Genomic DNA, 20,872 nt, shown 5'->3' with positions numbered 1-20,872 from the left:
TTAAAGGTTCTGAACGAACATCGAACATGACGGATCATTTCCCAGATCTCAAAATATTTGTGGTCTGAGTCATCTGTTACCGGCTACATTTAGCCTGAACTTCGATTCTCGTCTGTGATGTAGGCAATACTGCTTCAACCTTTAAATCGGACTTCCTTAGTGCTTCACTGGCGGGTGAGCGGTACATTGGTTAATGACTTTCACTGTCATTGAGCGCGAAGTGACTTCTTTTTAGAAGTTTGATACGGAATGTTCATCGTATCGGTGCTTTCGGCAGTTCCAATGCATCAACGCTTTAGCCTGAAGGCAACATTAAGGAGCGATTTGTCTGATGTGTATCAGTTTACGTTCCATAACCAACTAGAGTTGGTAACATATTTTTTTGAACAAACTGAATTAAACGCAACAGTTTGTCATTTTGCCGATATAATAAGCCTTCGGCGTCGGCATAATTCTTTAGGACCTATCCGAGCTGATGGTGAAAGCATCATTTTGATTGAGGTTTCAATCAGGGAAATTCCCTATTAGATGTTCACTTACGGCGGTATCCGTGCGCTGACTATATCAAACCTTGCAGCATCTGCCTATGGGCTAAGCTTAGATTTCTTGTGAAAAAACTAAGCTAAACGGTCATTTATTAATCAAATTTAGCAAAATTTCAGGTTTAAATATTAGTATGAATTCTACACAGCAATGGCAAAGTGTCACTTGGTTTGAGGTGGATGAACATCAAGCAGGACAGCGAATTGATAATTTCCTGTTCTCGCGTTTAAAAGGTGTACCTAAAAGTCGTATTTATCGTTTGATTCGTGAAAGTCAGGTTCGAGTAAATAAAAAACGTGTTAAAGCTGAGACTAAACTTGAGATTGGTGATCAGATTCGTGTTGCTCCAATTCGTTATGAACAAAAAGATGAAACAACCGCTCCTGTTAGTGACAATGTAGCACAAAGCTTGTTAAGCCGTATCATCTATGAAGATGAAGGTCTATTAGTTGTCAATAAGCCTTCAGGTATTGCTGTCCATGGTGGCAGTGGTATGGCATATGGTTTGATTGAGGCATTACGCGCAGCGACCGGCAAAAAATATTTAGAACTTATTCATCGTATTGACCGTGATACTTCAGGTCTGGTCATGATTAGTAAAAAACGTAGCACTTTAAAACTACTACAAGATATGTTGCGTGAGCACAAAATTCGTAAGACCTATGCTGCGATTGTTAAAGGTCAAGTAAGCCTAGATAAACAACTGATTGATGCGCCTTTATTGCGATATGAACTGGCAAATGGCGAGCGTCGTGTACGTGTGACTAAAGATGGCAAACCAAGTAAAACTGAATGGGTTGTAGCAGAGCGCTTTAAAAATGCAACATTAATCCATGCGTCACCTTTGTCAGGTCGTACTCATCAGATCCGTGTGCATGGTTTAAGCATTGGACACCCGTTGATTGGCGATGATAAATATGGGCACACTACTACGTACACTGGTCCTGAAGCACGTCGTCTATGCTTACATGCGATGCGTTTAGATATTCCGGGTTATCCACCGATTGAAGCACCGTTACCAGAAGATATGACCCAGTTATTAAAGGCTTTGAGAGTGGCAAAATGAGTCTAAAAACTGAATTAGTTATTTTTGACTGGGATGGGACTTTATATAACTCTGTTGGGCAAATCGTTGCTAGCTTGCAGCATGCAGCAGAGCAGCATGAATTACCTTTAACCGATGAAGCCGCAAAAAGTATTATTGGTTTAGGCTTGCCTGAAGTCATGCAAACCTTATTCCCAGAAGCACCTGAGTTGCATGATTCAATTTTAAAAGCGTATGGCGATCACTATATTGCGAACTCTACAAATGACGCATGGTTCGATGGTATTGCAGAGCTCTTACATGACTTAAAAGCTCAAGGTTTAAAACTTGCAGTCGCAACGGGTAAAAACCGTCGTGGGTTAGATCGTGTAATAGCAAAAACACAAAGTACTCATCTTTTTGATGTGACTCGGGCAGCCAATGAAACTCGATCGAAGCCAGATCCACTCATGTTGCAAGAAATATTAACGGTCACTGGGGTGAGTGTTGAGCGTGCGGTAATGATTGGTGATAGTAGCTATGACCTTGAGATGGCTCAGCGGTTAGACATGCCACGAATTGGTGTTGGTTATGGAGTTCATTCGATTGAAGTGCTGCAACAATTCCAGCCTTTAACGATTGCCAAGGATGTTCAAGAGCTTCATCGCTTCCTAAACGGTTATGCTCAGTTACCTACAATAGATGTGGCTTAATTTAGAATAATACAAAAAGGGGGAATTGATTTCCCCCTGAACTAAAGTTAAATAAAACAATAAGAAGAGAGATATGAGCCGTTCTATTCGCCTATTAAATCTTTTACAACAACTCCGTGAAGCCCGTTACCCAGTCACTGCGCAAGTTCTCGCTGAGCGTATGGGAATTAGTGTGCGAAGTATCTATCGGGATATTGATAGTTTACGTGAGCAGGGCGTAGAAATTGAGGCATCGGCAGGTATTGGTTTTCAGCTTAAAGAAGATATTGTATTACCACCAATGACGCTCAATGAAAATGAAGTAGAAGCTATTTTTTTGGCATTGTACTGGTTGAAGAGTGTGCCAGATCAATCGTTACAATCGGCATCTACATCAGTATTAGCTAAATTGAATTCTGTTTTACCTGAACATCGGCAATATTTATTACAGCAAACGACCTTAAGAGCGTTTAATACATGGCTGCCTGTGGATGAAAATCGAGTCGAACAGGTGCGTTTAGCCATTCGGCAGCAAGTCAAAATCTCGATGCATTATCATGATGAGCAGCAAAGAAGTAGTGTTCGAACCTTGTGGCCTTTTGCTTTGGGATACTTTAATGACAAAATTCTGTTGGCCGCGTGGTGTGAACTCAGGCAGGATTTTCGACATTTTCGACTCGATCGTATTCAACAGCTGAGTTTAAGCCAAGAATTATACCCATCATTTAAGCAACAACTATTTCAGCAGTGGTGGGCACAAGAATCGCAGACTACTGACAAAAACTGACAAAGAGATTTTGTAGACTAGGACCCACGATAAACAAGGAGCCATAAAAATGAGCCTTAAACTTTATACTAACAAAGAGTCGCGTGGTGTTGTGATCGACTGGCTTTTAGTCGAATTAGGTGTTGAATGTGAACGCATTGAAGTTGCATATAAGACTGAAATGAAAACACCGGAATATTTAAAAATTAACCCTTTTGGAAAAGTGCCAGTATTGGTGGATGGTGATGTGGTGATTTATGAGCTAGGCGCGATCTGTGCTTATCTGGCTGATAAATTTTTCGACAAGGGGCTGGCTCCAGCATTAGATGATCCTAAACGTGGTTTGTACTATCGCTGGTTATTTGTGATGGCAGGTCCATGGGAAGCTGCAGGTGTTGATAAAGCCCTTGGAATAGAGGTATCTCCTGAGCAAAAAATGTTTGTGGGCTATGGTGATTATAACGATGCTTACCAAGCTTTAGTGCAAGGCTTGAGTGAAGCAAATCCGTATGTGTGTGGCGAACAATTTACCGCAGCAGATGTAAGTGTTGGAGCAATGCTTTTATGGCAATTGAAAATGGGTGCGATTGAATCACATCCAGCCATTACACGTTATGTTGAAGCAATTAAGCAGCGTGAAAGTTTGCAAGCGTTAGGTGCGGTTTTCTCCAGCTAAGCTTTTAACTAAAAAGTCATCCAAACGGATGACTTTTTGTTTTTATAAATAAGAAGTTAGTTGGTAAGAAAGCCAGCAGCAACGTTAATACAAATCGCTAAAATTGTGGTGTTAAAACCAAATGACAACACGGCGTGAAATAAATTTAAAAGCCGCATATGTTTGGTGGTAATCGAAACATCGGCAGTTTGAGCAGAGGTACCAATAATATAACTAAAGTATAAAAAGTCGGGATAAGTTGGGTGTTCTGTTCCGGGGAAATCTAAACCGCCATTTTCTTCATTTCTAGACAAAGCCATATAGAAATCATGTGCGTAATGTAGAGCAAAAACGCTATGCATAAACAGCCATGCAGAAACAATTGTTAATAAAGCTAAAGCTACGTGCCCTAGCTTTGCAGAACTCTCAGAAGGAAGCTGTGAAAGTTGTATTAGAATAGCCACTAAACACATGGCTAAGGCCAATAAAACAATCAGCATAATGACCCATTTGCTTTCATCTTGTTTTTTTGCTTGCTGTTGCATTTTTGAATGATCGCAACTTTTCATAAGTTGCAAAATATATAATAGATATACGCTAACAGAAGCATTCCAGCTGACTAATAAAATCGTTGACCATTGCCATGAAGTTAACCACGTCAGAATCATTGCTGTGATAAACCCCATGAATAAAGCAATAAAGAAGTGAGGGCGGTTTCGTACACTACGTCCAAGATGTTGAAATACTGCAACCATTTTCCTAATCTCCTTTTACTATATGGTAAATATATTATTTTTTATTAAATGGTGAAAATAATATCCAGTTTTATATAGACTTTATTTCAAGATTTTCAATTGTATTTAAGAGATATTTACTTTGCCGAGTAGATAAAATAGAACAAAAGCAGGGGCTAAAATGTTTATAAAAAGTATAAAATAAATAAAAATAATATTTACTTATACTTTTTATAAAGGTGTTCTTATTAATCATCTACTTAAAAATAAAATATAGCTTTTCTGATTAGGTGTGAGTTAAGTTTTTATCTAGATGAAATACTTTAGTGAGTTGATCAATGAACTTTTGGACGCCTAAAGACTGTGAGTTTTTACGGTAATTTACGAATAAATCCAGTGTTGGTAGCTCAATATCGAGTGGGCGGACTACCGTATTTTTGATTCCTAAAGGTGCCACGTAGGCAGGTAAAATAGTACAACCTAATCCAGAACCAAGAGAGTTAATATTAAACAACATACTATCTGCTTTTTGAACAATATTGAGGTTAATATTGTGAGTTTTGGCAAAGTCTAGAATAGTGTTATGTAATGTTTGTGACTGCTCGGCAGCAGGAATAATAAAATCAACGCCTTGTAAGGCATGGACAGGAATTCGGTCATATTGAGTAAGTGGGTGATTTTTAGGAAGTAAAAAAATCAGGGGTTCAGTCAAAACAAATTGGCTTTGGATATCATCACTATCTGTATTTTCTCGGGTAAAGGTAATGTCCAACTCACCTTTTTTTAAGGCTTTAAGTTGTTCAGTATTGTTTAGGTTAGATAATTCAATGATGAGATCGGGGTGTTGTAATCGCAGATTAGGAAGAACGTAAGGGAAAATTTTCATTTCTGCAATGGGGACAAAACCGATACGCAACAGTTGCTGTTTAGCCTTAGAAACCTGTCTTGCCATGGCGACTGCTTTTTCAGCCTGAGCAAGGGTTAGGCGAGCATGTTCTAAAAATACTACGCCTTCTTCGGTTAATTCAACTTTACGTTTAGTTCGATTTAAAAGTCGTACACCAACATCTTCTTCTAAATCTTTAATCTGTTGGCTAAGGGAGGGTTGTGCGGTAAAAAGTTTAAGAGCGGCTTTACTAAAATTTAATTCTTCAGCAACGGTAATGAAATATCGGAGGTGGCGTAGTTCCATAAGACTAATCCAAAAAATGTCTTACTATGATTTATGTGAAGTATAAAGCATAAAGGGATATAGCGTGAAGATACTTTAGGTATTTATAAAATAAATGGAATTTAAATTTTCATTAAGGATTTAATATGGGAAGCTGGGTTTTAATAATTCATAAAATATATTAATTGTTAGATGTTAAATGCATTATCTTTACTTAATCAAAGAAATATTTAAATGTTTTAAATATTAATATGATTGATTCTCATATTATGCAAAAGTGGGGAGTAATAAAATAAATTTATAAATGTACTTTTCTCAGAACTATTAATTTGGAATTGTTACTAAATATTTTTTCTTTATATGTTGAAGACTCTTTAGGCTGAAAAATTAGGACTAGGGTAGTGGAGCACCGTAGTTCTATGGCTACTTTCGACAGCTTACTTATTGTTATGTTATACAAGTGCTCTTAATAAGAATGGTAATTACCGACGCATAAACTCAACACATCTATGCATTTTTTATGGCAAGCTAATTCAACTTATGTTGGTTGTGACCACAATAAAAGGGATATTTATATGATAAATAAGTGTAAGTGCCATAGCTTAATTTGTTTTAATTGTTAAGATAGAAACCTGAACACATCCATTCTGCCGATGCTAAAGCATAGAAAAGCCCATGAAAGACAAGCCGACATTAACATATCAATTGCCGACTCAGTCCTGTTGGACGCATACATGGATAAAACCTCCTTTTTATCATCCAGAGTCAGGGCGTGAATCAGATACACGTTTTTATAACCAGCAACCTAAATTACCGGCTAGAGGCTCAAAAGAGCTATTACGTTGGTTAGCCACTCGTGAGTCTTATACATGGAATGTTGATATTCAAAGTGAATATGAAACCCGTATAAATACAGCTGTGGCTTTACCTCAAAATCGACCACAGGCAGATTTGGATGATTGGCAAGTTTGGTTTGTTGGGCATGCTACAGTATTAATTCAGATCGGACCTTATAACTTTATTACTGACCCAGTATGGTGTGATTATGCAAGCCCTTTACATGGTCGTGGACCACGCCGTGTATGCCCTGCGGGTTTTGCGTTAGAGCAATTACCGACTATTCATGGTGTTTTACTCAGCCATAATCACTATGACCATATGGATTTGGCTACACTCGATTGGTTGCATAAAAAATTTGCAATGCCGATTTACACAGGATTGGGGAATGGCTTTTATCTACCAAAAGAATTTCATGTGATTGAGATGGATTGGTGGCAAGAAATTCCCTATCACGAATTAAGAATAATCTATACACCTGCACAGCATGGATCGGGCCGTGGTCTACGTGACCAGAATAAAGCACTCTGGGGAGGCTTTTCGGTTGTTGCTAAAACAGGTCATTGTTTCTTTGCAGGGGACACTGGTTATGCAGGGCATTTCAAACAAATACATGCACGTTATGGGGCGCCACGTGTTGCTTTGCTTCCAATAGGTGCTTATGAGCCACGTGCCTTGATGAGCTATGTCCACATGAATCCACAAGATGCGCTACATGCACATTTTGATTTACAGGCCCATCGTTCTATTGCGATTCATTATCGGACTTTCCAGTTGACTGATGAAGGTCGTGAAGATCCGGAACATGCTTTAGGACAAGCGATTAAAGCTTCATCGAAGCTTGCGAATCCTTTTTATTGCATTCGTGAAGGGCATAAATTAACTGTGTAACTACTAGATAATTTTATATTTAAATTTAAAAAGCCAGTTCAAATTGAACTGGCTTTTTATTATTTTGACCTAAATTAAGCTAAGTCAAAACGGTCAAGATTCATGACTTTAGTCCATGCAGCTACAAAGTCTTGAACAAATTTTTCTTTACCATCTGCCTGAGCATAAACTTCTGCTAAGGCACGCAAGATTGAGTTTGAACCAAAGACTAAGTCATTACGTGTTGCAGTAAATTTTACTGCACCTGTTTTACGGTCTTTGCCTTCAAATACTTCGTTTGATGAATCAACAGGTGCCCACACCGTAGACATGTCGAGTAGGTTCGTGAAGAAGTCTGTGCTGAGTACACCAACTTGCTGAGTGAATACGCCGTGTTGCGAACCATCCCAGTTGGTACCCAATACACGTAAACCGCCAATTAATGCAGTTAACTCTGGTGCAGTCAAAGTTAGTTGCTGTGCTTTATCAATTAATAATGCTTCAGTTGCTGCATTAACTCCCTCTTTTTTCCAATTTCTAAAACCATCAGCAAGGCCGAGGAGTAATTGGAAAGATTCGACATCAGTTTGACTTTGTAAAGCATCAACACGACCAGGGGCAAATGGAATGCTAATATTGAAACCTGCCGCTTGAGCAGCTTGCTCTACACCAACGTTACCTGCGAGAACAATTAAATCAGCTAATGACAATTGAGTTGATGCTTTGATTTCTTCAATTTTAGTTAAAGTCTCAACCGCTTTTTGGTTTACTTCCCAATCACGTTGTGGCGATAAAGCAATGCGGGCGCCGTTTGCACCACCGCGTTTGTCTCCACCACGGAAAGTTGAGGCTGAAGCCCAACCAAGAGAAACCAACTCTCCAGCAGATAGTCCCAACGCAACAATTTTTGCTTTAGCATCAGCAATGCTAGCAGAAGATGGTATAGCGCTGGCAGTCGGTAATGGATCTTGCCAAATTAAATCCTCAGCAGGAATTTCTGGACCTAAATAACGTGCTTTTGGACCCATATCGCGGTGAGTTAATTTAAACCATGCACGGGCAAAAGCATTGGCGAAAGCTTGTGGGTCGTTATGGAAGCGACGAGAGATCTTTTCAAACTCAGGATCAAAACGTAAGGTCAAATCTGTAGTGAGCATTGTTGGCTTACGTTTAATTGATGGGTCGAATGGATCTGGGATGATCGCTTCAGCATCTGCTGCTACCCATTGAATTGCACCAGCAGGTGAACGTTCTTGTACCCACTCGTATTTGAATAGGTTTTCAAAGAAGTAATTGCTCCATTGTGTTGGAGTTTGCGACCAAATAACTTCTAAGCCAGAAGTGATCGCGTCTTTACCAACACCTGTGCCAAAGCTATTTGACCAGCCAAAGCCCATTTGTTCAATTGGTGCTCCTTCAGGATCAGCCTGAACATGGTCAGCAGAGCCAGCACCGTGAGTTTTACCTAAGGTATGACCGCCAGCAATCAATGCAACAATTTCTTCATCATCCATTGCCATGTTGCCGAAAGTCGCACGAATAAATGGTGCAGCCGATTTAGGGTCACCACTGGCTTGTGGACCTTCAGGGTTCACATAAATTAGACCCATTTCAGTTGCAGCTAGATTGCTGCCTTCCAATGCTTCAGAGTTACGATGAGCTAACCATTCTTTTTCATCGCCCCAGTTTACATCGTTGTCTGGTTCCCAAACATCTTCACGACCAGCACCAAAACCAAAGGTGCGGAAGCCAGAAGACTCAAGCGCAATGTTACCAGCAAGAATAAATAAATCTGCCCACGATATTTTTTGACCGTATTTTTGTTTAACTGGCCATAGCAAGCGGCGTGCTTTATCTAAGCTCGCATTGTCAGGCCAACTATTTAATGGTGCAAAACGTTGTTGGCCGCGACCAGCGCCACCACGGCCATCGCCCATACGATATGTACCAGCGGCATGCCATGCTAAACGAATAAATAAGCCTGTATAATTTCCCCAATCGGCTGGCCACCAATCTTGCGAATCGGTTAACACATTTTTGATATCAGCTTTGAGTGCGTAGTAGTCAATTTTTTTAAATTCTTCGCGGTAATTAAAATCTTTACCAAGTGGATTAGAGCGTTCTGAATGTTGGTTGAGCAAGTCAACGCGTAATTGTTTTGGCCACCAATGTAAACTAGGCGTACCACCACCGACTGTTACTTCCGGTTTTGAGTTATGACCTGAAAAAGGACATTTTGATTCGTCTGACATGGCTATATTCTCTCTGGGTAATAATTATTGAGCTCTTGATAAAGTAATAGGGCTCATTTTCCTGGACTTCTGGGTTAAAAACTCATGTTTATCAAATAAAGAAATGAGTGAACAACTGGTGAGAGAAACCGTTTAAAAATTCTTTTCACTGAGATGTTAGCTCATTATTTTTTATTTAATAATGCATCAGATTCCTTTAATTGTTATTCCTCCAATTTACTGTATGAAGGTGAAAAAACAAGAGGAAAAATAAGCTGAAGGCTGTAAATAATGATGCATAGAATTACCTCTTCAATTGTTGGAACAACGTAAGATCTTTTAATAACGCTCTTTAAATATACTAGAAGTAGAAGTCTTATTTTTCAAATGGATTAAACTGTCAGTATTGATTTAAAAAACCGATTGTGTTTTTGTTTAATTTAAAAAGTAGGGCGGAACTGAGAGTGAAAAGAAATTTTTATATTCAGTGATCGTAGAAGCTATCTAAAATAAATAAAGGAGAGCATCGCTCTCCTTTATTTATATATTAAACATTTACGATTCGATTTGATTTGACCATATCTGCTAAACCGTGAGTTTTAAAGTAGTACTCAAGCCAGCTTTTCACAATGAGTGGATTATTCATTTTCATAACATCATCAAGTAATTTTTGCGCGTCTGTCATAGGTACATGACAAATTGCTTTTCGTACTCGCAAAATGTTACTCGAACTCATTGAAAGGGTGTTAAAGCCCATCGCCATGAGCAAAATTGCCGATAATGGATCACCTGCCATTTCACCACAAATACTAATAGGTTTTTTGTATTCATGACATTCTTTAACTAAGCGAGTTAAAGCACGTAGAACGGATGGGTGGAAGTGCGAGTAAACGTTTGCCACATGTGGATTATTACGGTCAACTGCAAGTAAATACTGAGTTAAGTCATTTGAACCGACCGAGAAGAAATCGACAAGTTCAGCAAACTCATCAATTTGTAGTAGTACGCTTGGTACCTCAACCATAATTCCAATTTTTGGCTTGGTAATTTTAACTTGCTCTTCTTCTTGCACCGCCATCCAGTCACGCTCAAGTAAATAAAGTACTTCTTCGACTTCACTTACTGTAGTGACCATTGGCAATAAAATATGCAAATTATTTAAACCAATACTTGCTTTGAGCATTGCGCGAATTTGTGACGAAAAAATCTCGGGATGATCGAGCGTGAAACGAATACCACGCCATCCTAATGCCGAGTTTTCTTCTTCAATACTGAAGTAAGGCAAGTCTTTATCGGCACCAATATCTAGAGTTCGCATTACCACAGGTTTGTTGGCAAAGTGACTCAATTGTTGACGATAGATTGCTCGCTGTTCTTCTTCACCCGGGAAACGTTCCCGTAACATGAATGGAATTTCACTTCGGTATAGACCCACACCTTGAGCACCCCGTTGTACACCGCGAACCACATCAATCATAAGGCCTGTGTTTACGTAAAGTGGAACAGATACACCATCTGGAGTAATCGCTTCTCTTGTCTCGTATTGTTTGAGATCTTTTGCGATTTGCTCATCTTCTTTTTGAATTTCTTTATAACGTTGGCGTAAACGGCGTGGAGGATTTACAAAAATACGGCCTTGGTAGGCATCCACAATCATTTCTGCATCATCAAGTGTGTTAACTGGCAGCTCAGTGACACCAACCACAGTTGGAATTCCTAGTGCTCGAGCCACAATCACCATATGTGAATTTGCTGCACCTTCTGAAGTCACAATTGCTGCAATATTATCAACTGGTAGTTCGACTAGTGCCGCAGTACTAATTTCTTCACCAATTAAAATACTGTCTGGACTGAGCTCACGGTGGCTAGAATCTTCTTCTTGCAACGAGGCTAAAATACGTCGGCCTAAATCTTTAAGATCAGAAACTCGCTCACGAAGATAGTCATCTTCCATTTGTGCAAATAGGGCAGTGTGCTTTTCAATGACACGGCGCACAGCACCTTGTGCCCAATGCCCGTCACGAATGAGTTCTTTAATTTCTGCCGGCAATGCATTTTCATCTAGCATTCTTAAGAAAACACTAAATAAAGCGCGTTCTTCTGCCATTAATGAATCATGCATTTTTTCATCTAAAGAACGAATCTCTGAACGAACTGATGAAATGGCTTGATCTAGAAGTCGAAGTTCATGACTAATATCTTCTGCTTCACGGTCAGGTACTGAACCCAAATCGGCAGGCGGATATAAAATAATAGCGCGACCTAAAGCAACACCGCCTGCACCTGAAGCGCCTTGAAAGGTTTTATAGGCAGGGCCATTACTTGGTTTACGAAATACGTCAATATTTCCAACTGCGTGAGCGTGGGCAATAACACCAGAAAGCTGGGCACACAGAGTAACTAAAAATGACTCGGCTGCTTCGCTAAAATCTTGAGGAAGTTTGTTTTGTACAACCAAAACACCCATAACCTTACGGCGATACATGACAGGTACGCCGAGGAATGAGTTGTAAATTTCTTCACCTGTTTCAGGTAAATACATGAAACGCTCATGTTTTGGTGCATTGTCAAGGTTAACTATTTCTTCACGTTGCCCGACCAGACCGACCAAGCCTTCACCGAGTTGCAGTGAAACATGGCCCACAGATTCTGGATTTAAGCCCTTTGAAGCCATCAAAACATAGCGCTGATTGCGTTCATCGAGTAAATAAATAGAGCAAACATCCACTTTCATGGCCTCAGCAACCTGATTGACCATGGTGTCTAATGATTCATGCAAACTGACGGACGCATTAACTTCTTGGACAATGCGCCGTAGAGTGTCGAGTTGCATGTTTGACATGGATGTATACTCCAGTATTTTTTTAGACTATGAATGTATTTATAACAGCACTTTCAATAAAAATCATTTGCTAGATAAATGATTTTTAGGGTAATTGTTGCATCGGCAACTGTGTACACAACTCCACCATGGCTTTGCGATAAACATCACGCTTGAAGTTCACCACTTGTCCAAGAGGATACCAATAGCTAACCCACTGCCATTCATCGAATTCGGGTGGGTCAGAGAGGTCTAACTGAATATTTCTTGCATGCGCAGTCAATTTCAGTAAAAACCATTTTTGTTTCTGTCCGATACATACGGGGTCAGAGTCTGACCGAATGTACCTATGTGGCAAACGATAACGCAGCCATCCTTTGGTTTGCGCAATAATCTGGACATGTTCGGGCAATAAGCCGATTTCTTCTCTCAGTTCTCGAAAAAGTGCCTGTTCAGGGGTTTCTCCAAACTGAATGCCTCCTTGTGGAAATTGCCAAGCATTGTGACCAATGCGCTTTGCCCATAAAACCTGTCCATCATCGTTTGCCAAAATGATCCCGACATTCGGTCGGAAACCTTCTGAATCGATCATTTGGCTACCTAAATATTGTCTATATCGTTGACTTTAATCGCGGGGACAAACACTTTTTTATGTCCAGCTCGAAAAGATCAAAGTAAAATGTTTAAATTGCTACGATCTTAACGAATTTCTATCGACTAGCGGAGATAGATTTACATTTTTTTTCTTAAATTTCAGTTTAAACGAGAATTTTCATGAAACTGGCGTTGTTTGATTTAGACCATACCTTGTTAAATACGGATTCAGACCACTCATGGGGTGAATTTTTAGTCAATGAAGGTTTGGTTGATCCGGTTCATCATCGTCAGATGAATGATAAATTTTATGAAGATTATAAAGCAGGGCAACTTGACCCCTATGCCTATAATGAATTTGTCTTTGGATTTTTAACAAAGCACGACAATAACTACTTAACTGAGCTTCACCAATTGTTCATGCAAAAAGTTATCCGTCCACAAATGCGTCCAAAAGGTTTTGATGCAATCAAAAAGCATCAGGATCTTGGACATACAATTGTTGGGATTACGGCAACAAGTGATTTTATTACTGCGCCAATTTTCCGTGAGTTTGGTATTACCGAAATTTTGGCGACCAATGCTGAAGTTGCAGATGGGAAATACACAGGTAAAGTTGCGGGTTTGGCATGTTATCAAAAAGGTAAACTTGCACGTCTCGACGACTGGTTAGCTGGACGCAGTGTATCTGAATCTTGGGCATATTCAGACTCAATCAACGATCGCTTTTTGCTTGAATATGCAACTCATGCGATTGCTGTAAATCCTGATGATCGCCTTGAAAAGCTGGCTCAAGAAAATAGTTGGGAAATTCAAGACTGGTCGATTTAAGATTGTGGAGTTGGAAGAGTAGCTTGCAAAGCTTTGAGGTCTTCCAACTCTTAATTATATTTAAAATCATTTTTTGAATGTTTTTTTATCGATCTTGTTCCAAAAGTAGACATGAGTATGTCTAATAAAAAATAAATTTTATCTTGGTAAAAGTTTAAGAATATAAAAAATTCTAATTTAAAAATGAGGGAATAATGCAAAAAACAGCACAAATTAAATTACCAAAACAACTTTGGAATGATGAAAGTATTGATTTAACACGTCATAGCTATCAGGGGAAATTACTTAATAAAAGTGAAGGCTTCAAATTAGGTAAGGCTCAACGTAAAAAAGTTCCGAGAGAACAGTTGTCAGAGCTTTCTGAGCGACCAAAAGGTATAACTGCTTTAACAATCTATGATTGGAGTAACCAAGGCCGTTTAGAACAGCTTAAACCGATTCGTGCAAAACGAATGAGCGTTTCACCGTTTACATTTTATCGGGGTATGCCTTCTTTGATGCTGTTTGATCAGGCTTGGGAGCAGGTAAATTCAGGTTTATTTCAACAGATTTGTGGTGATTGTCATTTAAGTAATTTTGGTGGGTTTGCTAGTCCAGAGCGTAATCTATTGTTTGGAATCAATGATTTTGATGAGACTTTGGTTGCCCCATTTGAATGGGATTTAAAGCGTTTAGCTACCAGTTTTGTGATTGCGGCTCGTGATATTGATCTTGCGGATAAAGTGGGTTTAAAAGCAATTAAAACGATGTTGAATAGTTATCGTCAGCACTTATTAGAAAATACGAAACTTTCGCCTCTACAAGTTTGGTATGAAAAAGTTGATGCCAGTACCTTATTAGAAAACACTGAATGCCGAAAACTGAGAAAGAAACGCGCGAAGCATCTTGATTCAGCGCAGAAGAGAAATGCATATTCTGTTTTACCGAAGCTCACACAGCAAGATCAAGATACGGGATCTCGTCATTTTGTGGATGATGCGCCGTTATTATGGCATCCAAAGGCAGATGAACCGTTCAGTAAAGATGTTGATGCATTCTTTCAGCAATATCGAGATTCTTTGAAATATGATCGCCAAGTACTTTTTGATCGTTATCAACGGACCGATGTGGTTTTGAAAGTGGTTGGTGTCGGAAGTGTGGGTACACGATCCGCGATTGCATTATTTCAGGATGCAGATCGGGAACCGTTAATTTTACAAATGAAAGAAGCGAATCCATCGATTCTTAGTCCGTTATTTGTAGAAAAAGCAAAACATGAAGGCGAGCGTGTGATACATGGCCAGCAACTTATGCAAGCTGCCAGTGACATCTTCCTTGGATTTTCTGCGACATCCAATCAACATTTTCATGTGCGTCAGTTACGTGATATGAAAATCTCGGTTGATCTTAGTGATATGGATGATGAGTATTTCTATGAGTATGCTGAAAGTTGTGGTTTGGCTTTGGCTCATGCCCATGCTAAATCTGGAAATGCTGATGTACTTATGGGATATCTTGGAGAGGGCAGTACGATCGTAGAAGTATTGCAAAGGTATGCAGAGGAGTATGCAGAACGTAATCTAAATGACTATCAGCAATTTATGAATGAAGTTGCAGAGGGTAAAATTCCGCTCGCTGGAGATGATGCGCTTTAAGAATAAGTATGCTGCTACAGATGACATGAAATAATTTGAAAGGTTAGAGAAAAAATGTTTAATAAAATTATGTCTGGTTTGGGTCTTCAAGGCGTAACGGTAGAAACCGTTTTACACAATCCAAACTTGCAAGCAGGCGAGACACTGCATGGGGAAATTAGCTTCAAAGGGGGATCATCTGATAAAGAGATTAATGGTCTTTATTTGAAGTTGATGACAATGGCAGAAGTTGAATCTGGTGACCATGAGTTTAATCAACCTTTGGTCTTACAAGAGTGGTTAGTAAATTCTCGTTTTCTATTGCCAGCACATCAAGCTCATTCTTTCCCTTTCAGTATTCAATTACCCTTTGAGACACCGATTACCGAAGTCGCTTGTCGAAGAAATGGTACACGTGTTTGGATTCAAACTCATATGGATGTTGATTGGGGATTAGATGCAACTGATCGTGATTATTTAAAAGTGCTGCCAACTCCCGCTATGCAAATGTTTTTACAGGCCATGCAGCGATGTAGCTTTATTTTATCAACAGTTGATGTAGAAAAAGGTCAACTTACTGCACGAAATTTTAGATCAACAATTGGTTGTTACCAAGAACTTGAATTTGTCTCTTCACATATGTTTAGTGGGTTTAATGAGGTTGAAGTTTCTTTCGTGGCTGAACCTAATCAAACTCACGTTATGCTTGAAGTTGACCGTCATTTTCGATCAGATCAACTATTAACGATGACCATTCCACATCATATGCTTGATGAAAACCAAATGGTGCAACAAATTCGAAGCCTATTGCAGCTTTGATAAATTAAATTATGCGCATCAAATGAGAGCTTTTTTATCAACTTGAAAAGAGCCTTATATTTAAATCGCTTTTGCTGCATTGAGAGTAAGGGCGATTTAAATCGGTCGTGATGATGCGTGGAGGATATGATGGATAATCAGAATGAGACCGAAGAAAAGAAGACTCGTAAAGGTAATCTTCTTGAAGAATTTGGTGGGCAACTGATTGACGGTTTCATCACACTCATTGGTGAACTCTTCATTTACATTATTTTTTTATTATTTTCAGGTACTTTACTCGGTATTATCTTTGCCGCTATTTTCTTTGGTTGGGGCATCCTATTTTTACTATTACCTTTTTCTGTTCTGGTTTACATCCTTTTTAAAAAATATAGTCGCTAATCATTCAACTACTCTTGCATCATTTTAATCAGTTCCTGCATAGCTCTAGATTGAGTACGCGCAGGATGCCATACCATGCCTAATTGGCGATTCATTTTTACATCTAAATCAAGTTGTTGCATATCCTGATTCAACAGAGTTTTTGGTAAAACTGACCAACCTAAACCAATAGACACCAGCATACGAATAGACTCAAGCGGGTTATTACTCATGGTGATTTTGGGTTTAAGCCCTTGTTTTTCAAACTCTGCTAAAGTGATTTGGGCAGTGTAAGTTTGTGCAGCAGGTAACAAGCTCGGATATTCGATTAAATCTTGTAAGGTCAGATTCTTTTTTTGTGCCAATGGATGAAAAGGGGCAGCAACAAAAACTAAAGGATCATTCCAGATGGTAATGTAGTTAAGGCGCTCATCACCTGAAGGGGGAAGTGTTAAAAATGCTAACTCTAAATCACCGGCAAGCACTTTTTCATGTGCTTGCTCTGAGTCAACAAAATGCACATCTAAAGTGACTTGCGGAAATTGCTGAACAAAGTGTTTAAGGGGCGCGGGTAAATGATGCAAACCAATGTGGTGACTGGTTCCAATTTTTAAACGACCTTGTATCTGTGTCTGCTCATGGCTTAGGGTGTGATGGATATCTCCAAGCTCATTTAGCCAGTTTTTAACTTTGGGTAATAATGAATGAGCGGCATGTGTTGCTTGAACGCCTCGGCCTGCGGACTCAAATAGTTTGACACCAAAATATTCTTCTAAGCTGTGAATCCGTTTGGTTACAGCAGGTTGAGTAATAAATAATTGATCTGCTGCCACAGAGATAGACCCTGTTTCCATAACTTTTACAAAAGCTTCAAAGGCTGCAAGATTCATAATACAACTCAACTTGGAATAGAAAAATCGAGGGGCTAAAGTTGCCAAGCCAAAATCGTATCATGCTTGCAGCAAAACGAGTTAGAAAGTTATGAATTACCGCACTAATCTTAGCCTAAGCCGTTGTCTCTTTCTCAGCTAAGGCTGAAATGCGGCGGTCTTTAGCTGCCCATACTTTTTCATGAAAGAAAAAAGCAAATGCTTGTACGGTTGGCTCAAGCATACTTAAGGTTAAAGCCATCCAGATATTACCTGTTACAAAGTATGCAACTATCATCGCTACGCTAATATGCATAATGTAATAGCTGAAGGTTTTCTTTAAGGTACGTTGATTATTTACAACGAATTTTTGAATATTAGCCATGATCATTCTCTTTAGCCACTTTAGATATTTTTAGTATAGAGATGAGAGTATAAGATTAAAAATTGATTATGCAAATGATAATCATTAACAAAAACGATTTATTAAATTTGATGTGTATAGAAGGGATTATGATTAATTCCAAAAAGTTTTCTAATTTATAAAAATGATAAATTAGATTTATGTGAAACTCTGGCTATAATCGAAGAAAGATTAGAATTACCCAGTCCAATGGAGCAAGACGACATGGCAGGCAAAACTTTATATGACAAATTGTGGGATGACCACGTTGTTTCACAGCGTGATGATGGCTCATGTTTACTTTATATTGACCGTCATTTATTGCATGAAGTGACTAGTCCACAAGCATTTGAAGGTTTGCAACTTGCGGGTCGTCAACCATGGCGTTTAAGTGCGAACGTTGCTACACCAGACCATAACGTTCCAACATCTAAAAAAGAACGTGAGCAAGGCATCGCGGGTATTGAAGATGATACGTCTCGTATTCAGGTTCAAACCTTAGATGACAATTGTAAAGCCTTTAATATTGTTGAATTTAATATTAACGATATCCGTCAGGGTATTGTGCATGTCGTTGGACCTGAGCAGGGGTTAACTTTACCGGGTATGACCGTAGTGTGTGGTGATTCACATACAGCAACACACGGTGCTTTTGGTTGTTTGGCACATGGTATTGGAACATCAGAAGTTGAACATGTGTTAGCAACACAATGTTTGATCCAGAAAAAATCTAAAAATATGTTAATCCGTGTAGATGGCGTATTAGGCAAAGGTGTGACACCAAAAGATGTGGTGTTGGCAATTATTGCTAAAATTGGTACCGCAGGTGGTACAGGTTACGCGATTGAATTTGGTGGTCAGGTGTTCCGTGATATGTCGATTGAAGGACGTATGACGGTATGTAACATGGCGATTGAAGCGGGTGCTCGTGTCGGCATGGTTGCTGTCGATGACAAAACCGTTGAATACGTGAAAGGCCGTAGCTATGCACCAAAAGGCGAGCAATGGGAACAAGCAGTTGCTTACTGGGACACTTTGCATTCAGATGAAGATGCTATCTTTGATGCTGTAGTTGAATTAAATGGCGCAGAGATCGAACCACAAGTATCTTGGGGAACTTCACCTGAGATGGTTATTCCTGTCACAGAAGCTGTACCAACTTTAGAACAAGCTAAAGATGACGTTCAACGTAATGACTGGACGCGTGCTTATCAATATATGGGCTTAAATGCAGGTCAGGCATTAGCTGATATTCAACTTGACCGTGTCTTTATTGGTTCTTGTACTAACTCTCGTATTGAAGATATCCGTGCCGCGGCTGAGGTGGTTAAAGGCCGTAAAGTGGCATCTAGCATTAAACAAGCCATGATTGTTCCGGGTTCAGGTTTAGTTAAACAACAGGCAGAGAAAGAAGGTTTGGATAAAATCTTCTTGGAAGCAGGTTTTGAATGGCGTGAACCGGGTTGTTCAATGTGTTTAGCAATGAATGCAGATAAATTACAACCAGGTGAACACTGTGCATCGACGTCTAACCGTAACTTTGAAGGTCGTCAAGGCAATGGTGGTCGCACTCACTTGGTGAGCCCAGCAATGGCGGCAGCGGCTGCAATCGCAGGTCACTTTGTTGATGTTCGTTCATTTTAATTCGGTCTGGAGCAAACCATGAAAGCTTATACAGTTGAACAAGGTATCGTTGCACCATTAGATCGTGCCAATGTTGATACAGATTTAATTATTCCAAAACAGTTTTTGAAATCAATCAAACGTACTGGTTTTGGCGATAACTTATTTGATGAACTTCGTTATTTAGATGAAGGTTATCCGGGACAAGATAATTCAGTTCGTCCAAAAAATCCGGATTTCGTTTTGAATCAACCACGTTATCAAGGAGCAAATGTTTTAATTGCTCGTACTAACTTCGGTTGTGGTTCAAGTCGTGAGCATGCACCTTGGGCATTGAATGAATACGGTTTCCGTACTGTTATTGCGCCAAGCTTTGCTGATATTTTCTTTAATAACTGTTTCAAAAATGGCATGTTACCTGTCATTTTGTCAGAAGAAATTGTTGATCAGTTATTTAAAGAATGCGCTGCCAATGAAGGATATCAATTAACAATTGATTTAGCGGCTCAGGAAGTGCGTACCCCAACAGGTGAAGCTTTTAAATTTGAAGTTGACCCATTTCGCAAGCATTGCTTGTTAAATGGCTTGGATGATATTGGTTTAACGCTTCAAAATGCGGATGCAATTCGCGCTTATGAAGAAAAAACTAAACAGGTTCGTCCTTGGGTATTCCAAGAGTTAAATTAACCTTTTGGTACATTTTAAACATAGCCATGGCGTAGTGTTCAAACTCTTGCTAACATGCTAAAGCATAAAAACACCTTAAAATTATGCACTAGATGAGGATTGGGCTTGAACAATGAAGAGGAACGTTACTCATAGCTTTTTGTTGAGCCTGTGCGCAATAACACTCAGTGCTTGTCAGAGCACGTATAATGTAGTGGATACTGTCCGTATTAAGCAGGCTGAACAAGAAAATTTGGGGCAGAATGCAGCAATATATTGTTCGGGTGCGAAGAGTTGTGAATTTGAACGACTAAACGATATTACTGTAGTGGATGCGCAAACACGACGAATTAGTAATCAGGCAATTCATCAAGGAATTGTACGGTTGCACGGTTCAGTGCTCGGCCAAACCAACAGTTTATATTTATCTGTGCCTGCTAAACAATATGAAGTGGTGATCCGTTTCTATCCGATTTCTCCAGATCGGGCCGAAACAATCCATGTGATTCACCAGTTTAATGCCAACCATCGCTATACATTTAAAATGTACCGAGACAAAACTAACCGTTCGGGTAGTTTGCTGAATGTTTCTGTACCAGATCCATTATGTGTCGACTTAGAGCAAGATGAGCGTGTTATTCGCCGTTTTTGTCGACCATTTGATGTAACAACAGGGCTAGGCGAGTTCCTTGAACAGAAAAAACTAACACCGCGGTCGTCATAACACTGCTTGTTTTTTGGAAAATGGAA

Annotated in this window: 19 protein-coding genes; 12 read left to right on the top strand and 7 right to left on the bottom strand. The window is 39.4% G+C overall.

Annotated elements, in window-relative coordinates:
* The first annotated feature begins 676 nt into the window (after window positions 1-676).
* From RMB03_RS01890 to RMB03_RS01875, 4 genes are all read left to right on the top strand, one after another.
* Entirely contained in the window at window positions 677-1,609 is a 933-nt protein-coding gene (locus tag RMB03_RS01890; RefSeq protein WP_311073433.1) for an RluA family pseudouridine synthase, read from the top strand.
* On the top strand, window positions 1,606-2,280 hold the full coding sequence (locus RMB03_RS01885; RefSeq protein ID WP_311073431.1) for an HAD-IA family hydrolase: 675 nt from the start codon (window positions 1,606-1,608) through the stop codon (window positions 2,278-2,280). Before RMB03_RS01890 ends, RMB03_RS01885 begins: the two co-directional genes overlap by 4 nt.
* A 73-nt stretch (window positions 2,281-2,353) precedes the next feature.
* Window positions 2,354-3,046 (top strand): YafY family protein, encoded by a 693-nt coding sequence (locus RMB03_RS01880; protein WP_198079074.1) that lies wholly within the window; start codon window positions 2,354-2,356, stop codon window positions 3,044-3,046.
* Window positions 3,047-3,095: 49 nt separating this feature from the next.
* Window positions 3,096-3,701: a glutathione S-transferase family protein gene (locus tag RMB03_RS01875; RefSeq protein ID WP_231764144.1), complete on the top strand. Its 606-nt coding sequence runs from the start codon at window positions 3,096-3,098 to the stop codon at window positions 3,699-3,701.
* Window positions 3,702-3,757: 56 nt separating this feature from the next.
* On the opposite strand, the gene RMB03_RS01870 is transcribed toward RMB03_RS01875, so the two are convergent.
* Both RMB03_RS01870 and hcaR read right to left on the bottom strand, forming a co-directional pair.
* Entirely contained in the window at window positions 3,758-4,435 is a 678-nt protein-coding gene (locus tag RMB03_RS01870) for a DUF1345 domain-containing protein (RefSeq protein WP_005037062.1), read from the bottom strand.
* A gap of 265 nt (window positions 4,436-4,700) precedes the next feature.
* Window positions 4,701-5,606: a DNA-binding transcriptional regulator HcaR gene (gene hcaR, locus RMB03_RS01865; RefSeq protein WP_005037060.1), complete on the bottom strand. Its 906-nt coding sequence runs from the start codon at window positions 5,604-5,606 to the stop codon at window positions 4,701-4,703.
* A 654-nt stretch (window positions 5,607-6,260) separates the two neighbouring features.
* On the opposite strand from hcaR, the gene RMB03_RS01860 reads away from it, so the two are divergent.
* Window positions 6,261-7,313 (top strand): MBL fold metallo-hydrolase, encoded by a 1,053-nt coding sequence (locus tag RMB03_RS01860; protein WP_311073427.1) that lies wholly within the window; start codon window positions 6,261-6,263, stop codon window positions 7,311-7,313.
* Between the two features lie 74 nt (window positions 7,314-7,387).
* Here the strand turns inward: RMB03_RS01860 and katG are convergent, their stop codons facing one another.
* The 3 genes from katG to RMB03_RS01845 all read right to left on the bottom strand — a co-directional run bounded on the left by katG (window position 7,388) and on the right by RMB03_RS01845 (window position 12,936).
* Window positions 7,388-9,544, bottom strand: coding sequence for a catalase/peroxidase HPI (katG, locus tag RMB03_RS01855; RefSeq protein ID WP_311073425.1), 2,157 nt, complete (start codon window positions 9,542-9,544; stop codon window positions 7,388-7,390).
* 526 nt (window positions 9,545-10,070) lie between these two features.
* Window positions 10,071-12,365, bottom strand: coding sequence for a phosphoenolpyruvate--protein phosphotransferase (ptsP, locus tag RMB03_RS01850; protein ID WP_004640970.1), 2,295 nt, complete (start codon window positions 12,363-12,365; stop codon window positions 10,071-10,073).
* Window positions 12,366-12,450: 85 nt separating this feature from the next.
* Window positions 12,451-12,936 carry an RNA pyrophosphohydrolase gene (locus tag RMB03_RS01845; protein ID WP_003654696.1) on the bottom strand — a complete coding sequence of 162 codons (486 nt, stop codon included), beginning with the start codon at window positions 12,934-12,936 and terminating at the stop codon, window positions 12,451-12,453.
* Between the two features lie 182 nt (window positions 12,937-13,118).
* On the opposite strand from RMB03_RS01845, the gene RMB03_RS01840 reads away from it, so the two are divergent.
* The 4 genes from RMB03_RS01840 to RMB03_RS01825 all read left to right on the top strand — a co-directional run bounded on the left by RMB03_RS01840 (window position 13,119) and on the right by RMB03_RS01825 (window position 16,582).
* Complete coding sequence (locus RMB03_RS01840; protein ID WP_045126237.1) at window positions 13,119-13,769, top strand: HAD family phosphatase; 651 nt, start codon at window positions 13,119-13,121, stop codon at window positions 13,767-13,769.
* Between the two features lie 194 nt (window positions 13,770-13,963).
* Window positions 13,964-15,403: a DUF2252 domain-containing protein gene (locus RMB03_RS01835; RefSeq protein ID WP_311073420.1), complete on the top strand. Its 1,440-nt coding sequence runs from the start codon at window positions 13,964-13,966 to the stop codon at window positions 15,401-15,403.
* Window positions 15,404-15,457: 54 nt separating this feature from the next.
* The gene (locus RMB03_RS01830; RefSeq protein WP_005037051.1) at window positions 15,458-16,201 is read left to right on the top strand and encodes a sporulation protein; all 744 of its coding nucleotides are present in this window, start codon (window positions 15,458-15,460) and stop codon (window positions 16,199-16,201) included.
* Between the two features lie 129 nt (window positions 16,202-16,330).
* Complete coding sequence (locus RMB03_RS01825) at window positions 16,331-16,582, top strand: hypothetical protein (RefSeq protein ID WP_311073606.1); 252 nt, start codon at window positions 16,331-16,333, stop codon at window positions 16,580-16,582.
* An 8-nt stretch (window positions 16,583-16,590) separates the two neighbouring features.
* Here RMB03_RS01825 and RMB03_RS01820 read toward each other — a convergent pair whose 3' ends face one another.
* Window positions 16,591-17,451, bottom strand: coding sequence for a LysR family transcriptional regulator (locus RMB03_RS01820; RefSeq protein WP_003654705.1), 861 nt, complete (start codon window positions 17,449-17,451; stop codon window positions 16,591-16,593).
* Window positions 17,452-17,566: 115 nt separating this feature from the next.
* Window positions 17,567-17,821 carry a DUF2061 domain-containing protein gene (locus tag RMB03_RS01815; RefSeq protein WP_003654707.1) on the bottom strand — a complete coding sequence of 85 codons (255 nt, stop codon included), beginning with the start codon at window positions 17,819-17,821 and terminating at the stop codon, window positions 17,567-17,569.
* A 237-nt stretch (window positions 17,822-18,058) separates the two neighbouring features.
* On the opposite strand from RMB03_RS01815, the gene leuC reads away from it, so the two are divergent.
* The 3 genes from leuC to RMB03_RS01800 all read left to right on the top strand — a co-directional run bounded on the left by leuC (window position 18,059) and on the right by RMB03_RS01800 (window position 20,846).
* Window positions 18,059-19,477, top strand: coding sequence for a 3-isopropylmalate dehydratase large subunit (gene leuC / locus RMB03_RS01810; RefSeq protein ID WP_311073415.1), 1,419 nt, complete (start codon window positions 18,059-18,061; stop codon window positions 19,475-19,477).
* An 18-nt stretch (window positions 19,478-19,495) separates the two neighbouring features.
* Window positions 19,496-20,143: a 3-isopropylmalate dehydratase small subunit gene (leuD, locus tag RMB03_RS01805; RefSeq protein WP_003654711.1), complete on the top strand. Its 648-nt coding sequence runs from the start codon at window positions 19,496-19,498 to the stop codon at window positions 20,141-20,143.
* A 112-nt stretch (window positions 20,144-20,255) separates the two neighbouring features.
* The gene (locus RMB03_RS01800) at window positions 20,256-20,846 is read left to right on the top strand and encodes a hypothetical protein (RefSeq protein WP_003654712.1); all 591 of its coding nucleotides are present in this window, start codon (window positions 20,256-20,258) and stop codon (window positions 20,844-20,846) included.
* Window positions 20,847-20,872 lie beyond the last annotated feature (26 nt).

This window comes from Acinetobacter sp. V91_7 (assembly GCF_031799075.1).
In the GTDB taxonomy this organism is placed as follows: Bacteria; Pseudomonadota; Gammaproteobacteria; order Pseudomonadales; family Moraxellaceae; genus Acinetobacter; species Acinetobacter calcoaceticus.
This window is presented reverse-complemented; position numbering and strand designations above follow the sequence as displayed.